This window comes from Chryseobacterium electrogenes, from assembly GCF_053553015.1.
The window spans coordinates 410,829-424,789 of record NZ_JBNPPB010000002.1; the positions used below are offsets into that span (position 1 = coordinate 410,829).

General features: G+C 32.7%; 10 protein-coding genes. 4 read left to right on the forward strand and 6 right to left on the reverse strand.

The window, feature by feature from the left end; all coding sequences use genetic code 11:
• Window positions 1-3 precede the first annotated feature (3 nt).
• Both ACQQ6V_RS01875 and ACQQ6V_RS01880 read right to left on the reverse strand, forming a co-directional pair.
• On the reverse strand, window positions 4-1,086 hold the full coding sequence (locus ACQQ6V_RS01875; RefSeq protein ID WP_448843899.1) for an efflux RND transporter periplasmic adaptor subunit: 1,083 nt from the start codon (window positions 1,084-1,086) through the stop codon (window positions 4-6).
• 142 nt (window positions 1,087-1,228) lie between these two features.
• On the reverse strand, window positions 1,229-1,618 hold the full coding sequence (locus ACQQ6V_RS01880; protein WP_448843900.1) for a hypothetical protein: 390 nt from the start codon (window positions 1,616-1,618) through the stop codon (window positions 1,229-1,231).
• A gap of 139 nt (window positions 1,619-1,757) precedes the next feature.
• On the opposite strand from ACQQ6V_RS01880, the gene ACQQ6V_RS01885 reads away from it, so the two are divergent.
• Window positions 1,758-2,369, forward strand: a complete 612-nt coding sequence (locus tag ACQQ6V_RS01885; protein ID WP_448843901.1) for a 4'-phosphopantetheinyl transferase family protein — start codon at window positions 1,758-1,760, stop codon at window positions 2,367-2,369.
• Here the strand turns inward: ACQQ6V_RS01885 and ACQQ6V_RS01890 are convergent.
• The 3 genes from ACQQ6V_RS01890 to porU form a co-directional block, all read right to left on the reverse strand.
• The gene (locus tag ACQQ6V_RS01890) at window positions 2,345-4,606 is read right to left on the reverse strand and encodes an FUSC family protein (protein ID WP_448843902.1); all 2,262 of its coding nucleotides are present in this window, start codon (window positions 4,604-4,606) and stop codon (window positions 2,345-2,347) included. The genes ACQQ6V_RS01885 and ACQQ6V_RS01890 overlap by 25 nt on opposite strands.
• Window positions 4,607-4,678: 72 nt before the next feature.
• Window positions 4,679-5,839 carry a type IX secretion system outer membrane channel protein PorV gene (gene porV, locus ACQQ6V_RS01895; RefSeq protein WP_448843903.1) on the reverse strand — a complete coding sequence of 387 codons (1,161 nt, stop codon included), beginning with the start codon at window positions 5,837-5,839 and terminating at the stop codon, window positions 4,679-4,681.
• 52 nt (window positions 5,840-5,891) lie between these two features.
• Complete coding sequence (porU, locus tag ACQQ6V_RS01900; RefSeq protein WP_448843904.1) at window positions 5,892-9,773, reverse strand: type IX secretion system sortase PorU; 3,882 nt, start codon at window positions 9,771-9,773, stop codon at window positions 5,892-5,894.
• A 157-nt stretch (window positions 9,774-9,930) separates the two neighbouring features.
• Between porU and gldJ the strand changes: the two genes are divergently transcribed.
• On the forward strand, window positions 9,931-11,532 hold the full coding sequence (gene gldJ / locus ACQQ6V_RS01905) for a gliding motility lipoprotein GldJ (protein WP_448843905.1): 1,602 nt from the start codon (window positions 9,931-9,933) through the stop codon (window positions 11,530-11,532).
• Window positions 11,533-11,616: 84 nt separating this feature from the next.
• Complete coding sequence (locus ACQQ6V_RS01910; protein ID WP_448843906.1) at window positions 11,617-12,888, forward strand: UDP-N-acetylmuramoyl-tripeptide--D-alanyl-D-alanine ligase; 1,272 nt, start codon at window positions 11,617-11,619, stop codon at window positions 12,886-12,888.
• Between the two features lie 43 nt (window positions 12,889-12,931).
• Here the strand turns inward: ACQQ6V_RS01910 and ACQQ6V_RS01915 are convergent, their stop codons facing one another.
• Window positions 12,932-13,540 carry an NUDIX hydrolase gene (locus tag ACQQ6V_RS01915; RefSeq protein ID WP_448843907.1) on the reverse strand — a complete coding sequence of 203 codons (609 nt, stop codon included), beginning with the start codon at window positions 13,538-13,540 and terminating at the stop codon, window positions 12,932-12,934.
• A 34-nt stretch (window positions 13,541-13,574) separates the two neighbouring features.
• Here ACQQ6V_RS01915 and ACQQ6V_RS01920 point away from each other — a divergent pair, with 34 nt between their 5' ends.
• Entirely contained in the window at window positions 13,575-13,961 is a 387-nt protein-coding gene (locus ACQQ6V_RS01920; RefSeq protein ID WP_448843908.1) for an SRPBCC family protein, read from the forward strand.

Sequence of the window (13,961 nt, forward strand, 5' to 3'; positions counted from 1 at the left end):
AAATTAGTCAGCATTTAATTTCAAAGATTGAAGAACGGTCTTCGGATCTTGAAACTTAACTTTCACTTTTTGGTCGTCTTTTACTTTTTGGACACCTTCTAATAGAATTCTATCTCCAGTATCTAATCCTGAAGAAACTACGTACAAATCAGAAAGTTCATACGCAATTTTGATATTTTTAGATTTTACTATTCCATTTTTATCAACAACAAAAACATAGATTTGATCTTGTATTTCGTAGGTTGCTTTTTGCGGAATGATTATCGCATTTTTTAACGGTAGAGTCATTAATATCTTACCTGTTTCGCCATTTCTTAGGAGTTTTTTTGGATTAGGGAACTTAGCACGAAAAGCAATATTTCCTGTTTCATTATCGAATTCTCCTTCTATGGTCTGGATGATACCTTTGTCAGTATAAGCCTCGCCGTTAGCTAATATTAAAGAAACTAAATCGTTGCCGCGATCGTCAGAATGCATCTGATAATTAAGGTATTCTGGCTCTGATACATTGAAATATGCAAAAATTCCACCGTTGTCAGACAGGCTTGTTAATAGATCGCCTTCGCTTACAAGACTTCCTATTTTTAGAGGAAGACGGTTGATGATTCCAGAGAAAGGTGCTTTGATGGTCGTGAAAGAAAGGTGAGTCTGAGCTAAATTTAATTCAGCTTTTGCCGCATCTAATTTGGCTTTTGCCATTTTCTTTTCGTTGATAGAAACCACATTGTTGTTAGCAAGCGTGCTGGCATTTTCTAGTTCTATCTGAGCTTGGGCAACCTCTGCTTTTGCTTTTAGTACATCTGCCTGATATAGCTGTGGCATAATACGGAACAAGACTTGTCCTGCATTTACGTATTGACCTTCGTCTACAAAAACTTTCTCTAGAAAGCCTTTTTCTTGAGCACGGATCTCAATGTTTTTTTCTGATCTAATTTGAGATACAAATTCTTTTGTAATAATTGTATCCATCTTAATAGGAGAGGTTACGGGATAGATGCTTTCTTCCTCTTTTTCTTCTTTTTTCTTGTTACAGCTTGCCAAAAATAACAATGTGCTGAGTGCAAATAAAGATGCAACTCTTTTCATACTTTTAATTTTAATTGTAGAAATAATAATGGGGTAGACGACCAATCCTAAAATGATATAGTTTTGGTAAATAATATTGAGGAATTGATGTCAAAAATCATTCCTAAAACAACAAATATTGTGTTTTTTACAGTAGAGAATTTTATATTCTAATGGATTGAAAAAGAATAAATGTTCTGGTAGATGGGGAAATGTTTGTTATATCTATAAAGAAACGTTTTTTTCTTTTAAGATAAAGTAAATTTAAAATGTAGCCTAAGCCTAATAGACTGACTAATGTTACAGCTTGTAATATATTAGAATATTGTAAAGCTTCAGTTTTCAATTCTTCTGGAAAATCTAGAGAATCGTCATGATGCTGAGATGATGATTTTTCTAAAGATAAGGTGTTGTAATGTTTTTTTGCTAATTTGGAAGTCAAGGAGTTAGAAGAATGACTACCGAATGTATGTTGAAAATAAGCATAATTCTTACTTTCTGCTATAAATAGCAAAAATATACTCATTAAAATATAGACAATTCCTTTTCTCATTTGATGGTACAAATTTAATAATGATTTTGTTAAAAAAATATTAATACTGAAAATTTAAGGAAAATTTAAGATGAGGTAATTCATTATAGGTTTTTGCACTCTGTAAGTTTTTACTAATTTTGAGCCATAATTATTCCTTATGCCTTTATACAAAGATTTTTCTGATGATACAGCCCAGATATTAATTTGGAAATATGATGAGGCAGAAGTTCTAGATATGCAAGAATTGTTAGAACCAGAGAATTATAATAAGGTCAAAGATTTTCATTCAAAAAAAATAATTGAAGTATTAATGGTTCGTAAAATGCTGAAAAAGCTTTTACCTAATCACAAAATTCTATATAAAGATAATGGCGAACCTTTTTTAGAACCATTAGATTATCAGATTTCTATAAGTCATTCTTTTCCGTTGGCGGCATTGGCGATTTCTCAACAAAAAATAGGCATTGACCTAGAAAAGTTAAAAGATAAAATCGCCAAAATCAGACATAAATTTATCCTGAATGAAGATGCTTTTATAGATAATTCTCAAGAAATAGACTTTCTTACTGCGATATGGTGCGTCAAGGAGTCTTTGTACAAAATCCATCATAGTAAACATTGGTCGCTAAAAAAACATTATGACGTTATGCCTTTTGTTTTAAACCAAAATTTTGAAGTTAAAGCACGCGTATATGACTCCGAAAATGAAGATTTTTATAAAGCTAAAGTTTCATTTTTTGATGATTACTGTTTTGCTGTTGTAGACTGAGTTTTATAATAATTCTCTACAACTTTCCTTTGATCTTTGGCGACATCATATATCAATTCTAATAGATCCTGAATATTTTTCAGCTCTGTTAAGTGACTAATTTTAGTGTAATCCCTACGGTCAATATAATCTTGGTCGTCCAATTCTTGACGGCGTTTTTGTAATAATTCGTCTACGTGATCGTCTGGTTCTATCTGGCTTTGATTAATGATTTTTTCGTCGTAATCTTCCTTAAGAAGCAAAGAGTTGGTTCTTATTAATTCTGAAGATATTTTTATTTTCCAATTTTGACTATCAATTTCTGGATAAAAATCTTTGTTATTAGCATACTGAGATAGTGACGCCGTGTATGCTGTTAATAAGTGTGCCGTTGTTACAAATTGATGCACTGTTTCTAATTTTTTCTGTTGATTCTTAGGATCAGAAATCATTCTTTGGAAATTGTCAGAAAGATTGGCTAAGTCTATTATGGTTGATTTTCTTTTAAGACGATATTCTTCATTATTTTCTTTTTTATGAATGAAAAAATCCATCACAACTCTAAAGTATTCTAGATTACTTTTGGCAGATTTCTTCATCAAATCCAAATTTTGTGTATGCTCCCAAACTGGCAAAATAAAATAAGCTACCAAAAAAGTCACCGCTCCAGCAATAGCTGTATCTATTATTCTGTCTTTGAAAATTAGATTGATATTGCCTGGTTTCAAAAAATTAAAAGATAAGAATACGTAGACGGTTAAGAAAAAAACTGCCCAAAAGTACTTTGATCTTAATAGACTAAAACATAAGGTCATAGACGCTAGTAATATAAATAACAAAACGGTTCCGTTATTGATAAAATAGAGTAGGATGTAAGCTGATATTCCGCCCGCAATAGTCCCGTAAAGTCTTAACCAGTTTCTATGTTTTGTTGTGCTGTATGCTGGTTTTAGAATTGCAGTAATGGTAATCATAATCCAATATGAATGTCCAATGCTTAAAAATTCTAATTTAGAAAATAAGTATCCAATAAGTAAAGCTAAAGTTACTCTTACAGCATGACGAAAGTGCCCTGACTGTAAAGAAAAGTTGTTAATTAAAATTTTAAAGTTAAGCTTCTCTTGCTTTGGGACAAATTTTTCTAAATCTAATGCAGTAGAAAGACTTTTTGCCATTTTAATATCTTGTCTATAGACCCTAAAAATGGTTTTTATTTCGTCTGTAACATCCGTTATGCGCATTAATACTTGACGAAGTAATATAAAATCTTCTAGCGTCCTAGAGTTAAGCTCTTTTAGGCGGTGCTCATAAAAGGTGTCGTACACTTTTTTGAGTTCGTTGTCAAAATTAATGCCTTCTTTAGCCCTAATACCACCTTGTAGTGATATACCAATGTTGGTGATTTCGTCTGCAAGATCCAAAAGGTAATTGTGCATATTACCTAATATTTCTGTTTCACCAAAGACTTTGTTTAGTTTTCGATAATCATTTTCTGAAGTAAGAAGCTTCTCATATAGATCAATAGAATTGAGAAACATCAACATCAGAATTCGGCTTTGCGTTGTAGATTCGTTAACGATTTTTCTGGTTTTGAAAACAATTTCGCGCGTTGCTTCTTGATGATCTTTGATTTTAACCTGCTGAGAAATTAACTGATTAATCAGATCGTCTATATTTTCATTTTTCTTGTAAAACCTCGCTTTAATTCTGAGGTAATCTGCTAATTCTAGATAATTTTCGCCAACCATTTGACTGGCTAGACGGTAAGGCTGTAATGTTGATACAATCAGAAATATAACTAAAAACCATGTACAACCAGCAAGAAAAATAGCAATGCTTTTTATAATTTCATGTCCCGTAAGATGCCCGTCAATAAAGATACTAAGAACGACTAATGATAAAGATCCAAGGCCGGCGAGTCTTGTCCCATAGACACCTATCAATGAAAAGAACATACCGAGAATAATGATTTCTAGGTAGACTGCAATTGGGATGTCTTTTACTAAAGTGGCAATACACGCAATCGTTACAAAGCTTATAATAGCGAATATTAAAGTGTTACGTCTTCTAATAAATGGGCCTGGCTGATCTACTAATCCTACAAAACTGGTACCGATAGGAAAGAGGAAATACTCTTGTAATAAACCGAAATGTGCTAGTATGACACTCGGAATAATGATCGCCAAAGCTATTCTTGCACCAGCAAAAATATATTGACTTGTAAGGAATTTTTTAAGTTCTGAAGAGTAGTTCATCATGTTACAAAAATAACAGAAAAAGCCTCAATATTGAGGCTTTTATAAGTTTTTATCTTAACTAATATGTTAAAATTAATAATCTTGAGAATTATAGGTTTCGCTACCGATATTCCAAGTTAATCCAAATCTTAATGTGTTATCTAGAGCCGTGTTTACTTTTGACATATTAACAAGATAAGAAAGATCTAACCCGAATGATTGATACTTAAGACCAACACCAACAGTTGCAAATTGTCTTGCTCCTTGCGCTTGACTCTCTGTAAAGTAACCAGCTCTGATAGCAAAAGCATCATCATAAGAATACTCTGCGCCACCACTTAACATGATACTTTTTTTGTTATTAAATGACTTACCAATTCCTGCAATTGGACCAACGTTGGCGATCTCATATTGAGGTCTTCCGTCGCTATCGTTTCCGATAAATTGAGGCCCAGGTACTAATAGTTTTGATCCTTCAACACTTAAGCTGAATCTATTAAGATCATCAATATATAAGTCATATCCAACACCTAATCTAGCCATAGTTGGGAGGTAAGATCTTGAGTTTTCATCGCCTGTATAATCTAGTTTTGGACCTAAGTTTTGTACTGCCCAACCACCTTTTACGCGACCTTCATAATCTCCAAAACTTTGATGCTTAGGTGACATATAGTAACCTGCAACATCTACTGCAAATGTATTAGCAGCTTTCATTGTATTATCAGAGTTAAAGCCGGCACCTAGATCAGAACGTATAAAACGCCCTGTTACTGCCATAGAGTAATTGTCAGAAAGTTTTAAACCATAAGCTAAATCTAATGAAAATTCATTAGGTTTTACAGTTCCACCATCTTCGACAGTTCCTGTAGCCGCATTTAGAGAAGTCATATTAACTTCTCCCATATTGAAGTAATAAAGACTGGCACTTAATGTAGATCTTTCTTCGTCATCTAAGAATGTATAGTAAGATCCGTAGAGTAAAAATACATCACTTGTTAATTTACTCATATACGGTGTGTAGTTAACACCAACTGCTGATGAGTTTTTTGCGAAGGGATATTTAGCAGCATTCCAAAATTGTGAAAATACGTCACTAGAGGTTGCTACCCCTTGATCTCCCATACCTCCTGATTTGGCATCTGGAGAAATTCTAAGAAAAGGAGCTCCTGTTAGTACGGGCTTAATTTCCTGAGCATAAGAGGCAACGCCAATTCCCAAGCCAAAACCTAAAAAGAGTTTTTTTGTAAAATTCATGTTTTGTTTTTTTTGAGCAATAATTGCTGTTTATTATAAATTATTTAATTTTTTATTTTAGTAGTACCATTTTTTCTACAGCTGTAGCGCTTCCTTTGCATTTATCTTGATTTTGGCTACGTGCAAATATCTTAAAAATATATGTACCTTTTGCTACAGTATCTCCAAAATCGTCTTTTCCGTCCCATTCTATGGCTTGTCTTGGTGTTCTAAAACCTTCTAAGAATGGTTCTGCGGTAACATTGGCGCTTAATGTTCTCACCAATTTTCCTGTAATAGTGTAAATCTGAACGTTAACGTCTAAAAGTTCATCACAATTATGTTCAAATTGAACATAAGTCTTATTGGTAAATGGATTAGGCCAATTAAGAGGTCTGTTAATTATTAATTGTTGATTGGATTCGTCTTTAACTACAAAGTTTAACGTAGATGTTGTAGAATTATTGTTAATATCCCAAACTTTAAAGGTTAATTGATGTTCTCCTGGTTTTAAATTTCTGAAAGGAAAGGACACATTGCCTTTTTGATAATCTGCTAAACTTGGATTAATACATCCGTTGCCTTCTCCAGCAGAGAAAAAATCATTAAGTACAACAGTATTAATTACTTCTCCGTCTAAGATTACTGTAATATCATGGCCAATACCAGATCCAGTAGAGTTAATGCCGAGATTATCTGTAAGGCAAGCTAGAAGTGTAGGGTTCTGATCTGTGATCCCGCCATTGGCAAAGTTAGTATTATTCATGTATAAGTTAACTTTTGGAGGTTCTTGATCATTAACGCCATTAGGGTTGATGTCACCGATTTTTTGAACTTTATTTGTGAAAACATCAAAACTTTTATTATCTGCATAGGCTAATATCCTACCATTTCCTATTTCGTAATTAATATCTTTAGGGACATAAAATTCTACAGTATATTTGCCATTAACAACAGTCCCGGATGCTTTTACGATAGGGCTTCCTTCTTCCTTGTAATTCATAAGCATGGATACAGGGGGATTGCCTTTAGGAGGTAATTTGTCATTATTAAGTGTTGACTTGTTAAGTTTCTGCTCAAATATATTGATGATCACTCGTCCATTGAAGCTACTATCAAGACTGCCATCAGCTTTGTTGACTTGACCATTGATTTTTATAAAGTCTAGAGCTCTAATCTGATCAGGTATAGTTGTAATTTCCATTTGTTTTTTTGGGCGAGCCATTTTCATTGCAGGGTCTCCTAAAAAATTAACTCTTAAATGATCAGCATGAGCTTTATGTTCTTTTTTTGCAGATAAAAACGCATCACCTAAGGTATAAAAATCCTGATCTGGTGAGAGTGTAAATAGCTTGTTGATAAATTTAGATGAAAATTCTTCTCCGTAAGATACACCTATTTTTCTACTAGAGGTTATCATTGTTGCTGCACCTCCTGTTTTCTGTTTTATGACTTGTTCTCCAACAGAGTTGGTGTTAGGGTCATCCCATAAGGTAAACTCACAGGTAATTGTAGATACTAGAGGGAATCTAGAAAATACAGAGTTGTAATTATTGAAATTATTGACTTCTGACGATGTTAATACACGTTCTTGCGCCCAACCATTAATACCACCATGCCCAAAATAAAAAATCATATTACTATTACTAATATCATTACTTATAGCTTGATTAATCTGCGGATATCTTTGTCCTCCGGCAGATATTTCTGCAGGAAAAGCATCAAGGTATAATTTTCTAATGTTATATTCTGGTTTATCAGTATTATTTTCGAAGTTGGCAACGATTGCGTTGTTTATAGTCTTATGAAAGGGGAGATTATTATCGAAATCGTCATCTACGACAAAATCTAACTTCATTCTCCATTCTCCAAAAGGTGTAGATTGCCCAGGTAGAGCATTGTAGTAGGCCAATGTTTTATCAATTAATAACTTTGCTTCCGAGATATTGGCTGCTGGTAATCTGCCAATGGGTAAATCTGGGATAAGTCGGATTATTTCGCTAGCATCTTGAGGGCTTGTCATTACAAAATAATCATCTGTTACGTAGGAGGATGTTAGGTCACCACTGTATTCACTTTGATAACTAGGTATAATGTCAGAATTATTAGGTATTCGATTTTTAAAATCATAAGAGGTGTCTCCTAAGATAAAAACATATTTTAGAGTATTGGATTGTCTTTTTAGTTTTGTGACAAAGTCTCTAATAGCCGTTATGTCCTTGCTTCCACTACTGTATTCATTGTATATTTTGTTAACATCTACAGTTTCTACATTATATCCATTTTTTGTTCTATGGTAATTTGCCAATCTTTGTGCTTCGCCTAGCATATTAGGCTGAGTAATGATTAGATAATCTACATTGGTAATAGATGATAGATCTTGATTGTCTATTCTAGCAACAAATTGAGGATTAAAGGCCGCCGATTGATTGAAGGCAACAAATTCGTTATTAAAAACTGTGCTATTTGCTAGGTAACCAAAATTAAAAACTGAGTTACTTCCGCTTTTGTTAATCTTTCTTTTGGCATTGGTTATATCAGAAATATCCCAAATCTGCTCTAAGCCATTAATGCTCGTCATAGAAAAACCATAAAGATCTTGACTTCCTTCATCAATATTATACTTTCGGAAATTCATTTGACTATTATTAAAAGTCAAATCTTGAGGATAAGTAGCCTCAGCATAATCCCAATAGAATTGACCATTAGGGTTAACGCTCATATTGGTTGTATAATTGAAGTCTATGCTGTTTCCGGTTAACCCAAATATAGTTTTATTAATAACTATAGGGCTATATTCATCAGACGGGTTGTATTGATCTGGAGGATTATTATTAATATTAAAGGTGATGAAGTTTCCTTTGCCGTTAAAGCTTATTACTCTAGTTCTGATTTTTATTTCATCATCACTTTTTAGTGCAGACCTTGTATTAAAGCTAACTTTTTTATTCCCTATAAAAGAATCTCCCACCCATACTCTTCCGAGTTTTAATAGATTGAATTTTTCCTCATTAATATATTGATAGTCATCATATCGAGTAATTAATTCTGCAGGCGCATTGATATTATCATCATTAACCCTTTTGCCAGGTCCAACATCAAAATTGATATAATAATAGGCAAAGTTTTCATATATATTTATGAGATTATAAGGCGTATCACTTCTTGTTTCTTTTCTTGTATTTCTACTAGCGCCATTGTATAAGTTGTAACCATTAGGGCCTTGTGCATAAAAAAGAGCATAATCATTTTCATTCCAGACGCCATCATCTTCTCCGATAACTTGTATGGCATTTTCTTGTAAACCATCATAACGGTTATCTAGGTTATTTTCTGGTAGCATAAGCCCTCCATTACCATAGATTCTGAAGTTTTTAGGATTTATATTGCTTGGATTGATACCGTTATCTTGCAAGAATTTTCTCGTAATTTTAAAAACCCCACTTTTATCTACTTTTATTTTATAGAATGTTCCGTTTTTTAATGGATTTTCTGTATTTCCTATTTTTTTTGCAATTTTTCTTACATATGGCTTACCAGTGTTTGTAATATCAAATGATAACAATCTATAGACCGTGTTGTTTTCTTGTTTTAAGGTATTAACACTTACTGAGGACTCAATAGCATTATTAGAACTATTATAGTTGTTATATATAATTGCAATGTTATCTCTGTTAGGTAAACTACTTGGGTTAATGTCAAAATAATCTTTAGGGTCTATTTTTACCCATTGCATATTTTCGACATTAATCGTGTTGCCGCTATTTTTAACAGAAGTAGTGTAGCTTATTCCGTCTGTACCAGATGTATATCCCTCGTTGGTAAAGTAAGGGAAATTTAATTTTTCAGTCCCATAATTTACACTTTTAGAACCTTCCCATTTAAGGATGACTTTTTGGGAGAAAAGTGGAAGGCTAATTATTAAATATATTACGAAAAGTAATCTTTCTTTCATTGCATCGTTTTATAATCTACAAAATAAACGAATTTTTTAAAAAAAAGATACATAACAATAAAATTAATTTATAAACGTTTTGTAAAAAAACAAATCTTTATTTGATTTATTAAATTATTATTTTTTTCTTTGTACTTTGTAAATGTTAATATCAACTATGAAACAAATTAAGTTGTTTTCTATACTTGCAGTAGGGTCTGCTATGATTCTTGTAAGTTGCGGAGGCGGTAATACCAAAAAAGGGGGAGGAACTAAGCGTTTCACCAGCACTACTGGTTGGAAACCTAATGATAAGAATGGGTACTTTTTTTCTGGAAAACAGCAAAAGCAAAAAGCGTGGCCTAATATGGTTTACGTAGAAGGCGGGACGTTTACCATGGGATTAGTAGCAGATGATGTCATGCATGACTGGAATAATACGCCACGTCGTATGCAGACAAGCTCATTCTTTATTGGAGAAACCGAAATCACTAACTCTGAATATAGAGAATATGTGACTTGGTTAAAATTCGTTTTTCCACCATCTGATCCTAGTTTTAAGCATATTTATAACGGTTCTCTTCCAGATACTTTAGTATGGAACAATAAGCTATCTAGAAATGACTTTTCAGAAACCTATTTCCGTTCTCCAGAATATGATTATTATCCTGTAGTAGGTGTTTCTTGGTTGCAAGCTACTAAATACTGTAACTGGTTAACAGATCGTGCTAACGAAAAGGCACTAATGCAAAAAGGAGTAATAAGCAAAGATTTATATACCAATGATGGTAACTTCCAAGGTGAAAGTACTTTTAGCTTAGAAAAATATAAATCTAGCGATCCCGATCTAGAAGGTGTTGTTAATAAGGCAAAACTAGAAAAATCAACGGGTATTAAAACATCTAATCAACGTATAGCTGCAGCTAACAGAGGAACAACTTCTGGAATTGTAGAGAAATTTAGATTACCTACAGAGGTAGAGTGGGAGTTTGCTGCATTAGGATTACAGAAAAAAAGACAATACAATAATTATGAAGGTAAAACTCCAGAGATTGTAAGTCTTAAAGGTAAAAAAGGTAGAAACAGAGGGATGTATTTAGAAAACTTTAAACAAGGTAGAGGAGATTATTCTGGTGTTTCTGGATGGAAAAATGATGGATCGCCTACTACCTCAGACGTAAAACAATATCCTTCTAACGATCTTGGTATCTTCGGGATGTATGGTAACGTTTCAGAGTGGGTAGCGGATGTTTACCGTCCTCAGATAGATGAAGATTTTAGTGATTTCAATTATTTTAGAGGTAATGTAGTAATGCAATCTGTTAAAAATCCAGATGGCACTTATAAGAAAGTTGATGCTTCTAATATTAAGTATGACACTTTAGCTGATGGACGTTTGGTCTACAGAGGTCTTCCTGGAGATGTTGAGAAAAAAGTAGTAGCTGATGATCGTAATTATAGAGATGGAGATTTTCAATCTTCTCTAGATGCAGGAGGATTACAAAATGATAGTACAGCTTATAACATGTACAATTCTACAAAAACAAGATTTGTTGTTGATAAGAATGGTAATGTAAAGTTACAAAAAGATAAAAAAGGCCTAGTAACAACTAATATTTCTAATACAGTTAGAGTTGTAAAAGGCGGATCATGGTTAGACTCAGCATATTGGTTAGATCCAGGACAAAGACGCTTTAAAGATGAGTCTAAAGCGTTCGGGTGGATTGGTTTCCGTGTTGCTCAAGATGCAAAAGAAGCTGGTAAAAGAACAAAAAGATAATTGAGTCTTTAAGAAAATATAAAAGCAGTAGAATTTCTACTGCTTTTTTTGTGTTATAAGGATTAGAAATATTAATTTTGAAATATGAATGTAGAACAGTTTTATTCCATATATAAGCAATCTAATAATTGTGTTATTGATAGTAGAAAAGTTAGTCATAATGATATTTTGTTTGCTTTTTCTGGTGAGAGCTATAATGCCGCTGTAAAAGCTCAAGAAGCTATTGATAACGGTGCATTAGCAGTTATTGTAGAAGATTCTTCTTTTGAAAATACAGACCAAAATATTTTCTACGTTAATTCTACACTGGATTTTTTACAAGAATTAGCATTATATCATCGTCAACAACTTACAATTCCTATTATTGGATTGACAGGGAGCAATGGCAAAACAACAACTAAAGAAATGATTAGTACAGTGCTGAGCCAGAAATTTAATGTTCAATATACTTTTGGTAATCTTAATAATCACATCGGTGTTCCGCTAACACTTTTATCCATAAAGCCTGAGCATGATATTGCTGTTGTGGAGATGGGTGCTAACCATCAAAAAGAAATCGAGCAACTTTGTAATATTGCTCAGCCTAATATTGGTTATATTACTAATTTTGGAAAAGCACATTTAGAAGGTTTTGGTGGAGTAGAAGGCGTTATAAAAGGTAAGTCTGAGTTATATGATTATCTAAAATCAAATCAACAGACAATATTAATTAATGAGCTTGATACAATTCAGTTAGAAAAAAGTAAAGATTATCCTCATATCATAAGTTTTGGAAGTTCATATTCAGACTATTTTTTCGAGGTTTTTGCTAAAGATCATTTTGTTGGTTTATCATACCAAAATCACAAATTATTATCTAATCTTACAGGTCATTATAATTTTACCAACCTTTCTGCTGGTGTAGCTTTAGGATTACATTTTGGGATAGAATTTGACCAAATAAAATCTGCAATCGAATCTTATTTCCCTAGTAATATGCGCTCTCAGGTTCAGCAAAAAGATGGTAAAACTTTAGTATTGGATACATACAATGCCAATCCTAGTAGTATGACTGTTGCTTTAGAAAATTTTAAAACTTTTGAAGGTTCTAAAACCATAATTATGGGTGATATGTTGGAGCTTGGCGAAGAAAGTTTTGCAGAACATCAATCAATTTTAGCCTTAGCACAATCTATTCAATTTGATGAAATTATAACGGTTGGTGCTTGTTTTAAAGATGTTAATGAGTCACAATTGGCATTTGATTCTACAGAAAAATTAATTGATTATCTCAAAGTTAATCCAATTAAAACTCATAATATCCTCTTAAAGGGTTCTAGAGGAATTGCTCTTGAGCGATCTATTGATTTTATATAAATTAAAAAATAAAACCAGAACAGTTAATGCTCTGGTTTTGTTTTTATTGATTCTTTTGCTTGTAATTTTCTAGAATTAAAACAATATTTTTGAAGGTGCTTGGTAAGACATCACGCTCTATTTCTGAGTTATTTTTCCAAGACACTTCATTAATACCTTCTTCAATCTGAGGGATAGGTTCTTTTGTCCCGCGATATCTCATGTTATACCAATGTGTTGTTTTTAGAATATTGGTGCCATCACGATCAACATAGATGTGATAGGTAGAGTTAATAAATTGTATAATCTCTAACTGCGTAATGCCACATTCTTCTTCTACTTCTCGCAAGGCTGCTTCATCATTAGATTCTCCTTTTTCTATTTTACCTTTCGGCAGATCCCATTTTCCTAGTCGGTGAATGAAAAGAATCTTGTCATCAGCATTTTTAACAACGCCACCAGCAGCAAAAATATTTTTGAAATGTGCCTGGAAATCCTTCCATAGTGTCTCAATATCCTGGAAATATATCGTTACATCTTTAGTTGAAGTATTTTGTAATAAATCTAAAACCATATCAAATTGATGTGGATCTTCATAAACTATGTTTCTCTCAGTATTTTCGGGATTGTTATTGAGAATTAATCTTTTTTCATTGATAAAAACGTTATACATTTGCAAGGCTTTAATTAATTACAAAAATAGAGAAATGAATTTAGAAGGAAGAAAAATTATCGTAAATAAATCATCCAAAGAATTAGTAGAAATGCTTAAGTCACCAAAAGATTATGAAGCACTAATGCCAGACAGTCTTCAGAACTTTGAAGCAAGAGAAGATGGTTTTAAATTTGGATTGAAAGGAATGCCAGAAATCGCGCTAAAAATTGACGAAGTTTCTGATAATAAAGTGATTTTAAAATCCGCGAGCTCTAGTCTTGATTTTGCATTAACAGGAAATATGACTACAGTTTCTGATACTCAGACTGAAGTACAATTATTATTTGAAGGGAAATTTAATCCTTTTATAAAAATGATGGTAGAAAAACCGTTGCAAAATTTTATCAACACATTGACGGATAAAATCGAGCAATTATAA

Excerpts from the sequence above, each read along its gene's own strand:
- ACQQ6V_RS01875 (WP_448843899.1), bottom strand. The coding sequence starts at position 1,086 with ATGAAAAGAGTTGCATCTTTATTTGCACTCAGCACATTGTTATTTTTG.
- ACQQ6V_RS01880 (WP_448843900.1), bottom strand. The coding sequence starts at position 1,618 with ATGAGAAAAGGAATTGTCTATATTTTAATGAGTATATTTTTGCTATTT.
- ACQQ6V_RS01885 (WP_448843901.1), top strand. The coding sequence starts at position 1,758 with ATGCCTTTATACAAAGATTTTTCTGATGATACAGCCCAGATATTAATT.
- ACQQ6V_RS01890 (WP_448843902.1), bottom strand. The coding sequence starts at position 4,606 with ATGATGAACTACTCTTCAGAACTTAAAAAATTCCTTACAAGTCAATAT.
- porV (WP_448843903.1), bottom strand. The coding sequence starts at position 5,839 with ATGAATTTTACAAAAAAACTCTTTTTAGGTTTTGGCTTGGGAATTGGC.
- porU (WP_448843904.1), bottom strand. The coding sequence starts at position 9,773 with ATGAAAGAAAGATTACTTTTCGTAATATATTTAATAATTAGCCTTCCA.
- gldJ (WP_448843905.1), top strand. The coding sequence starts at position 9,931 with ATGAAACAAATTAAGTTGTTTTCTATACTTGCAGTAGGGTCTGCTATG.
- ACQQ6V_RS01910 (WP_448843906.1), top strand. The coding sequence starts at position 11,617 with ATGAATGTAGAACAGTTTTATTCCATATATAAGCAATCTAATAATTGT.
- ACQQ6V_RS01915 (WP_448843907.1), bottom strand. The coding sequence starts at position 13,540 with ATGTATAACGTTTTTATCAATGAAAAAAGATTAATTCTCAATAACAAT.
- ACQQ6V_RS01920 (WP_448843908.1), top strand. The coding sequence starts at position 13,575 with ATGAATTTAGAAGGAAGAAAAATTATCGTAAATAAATCATCCAAAGAA.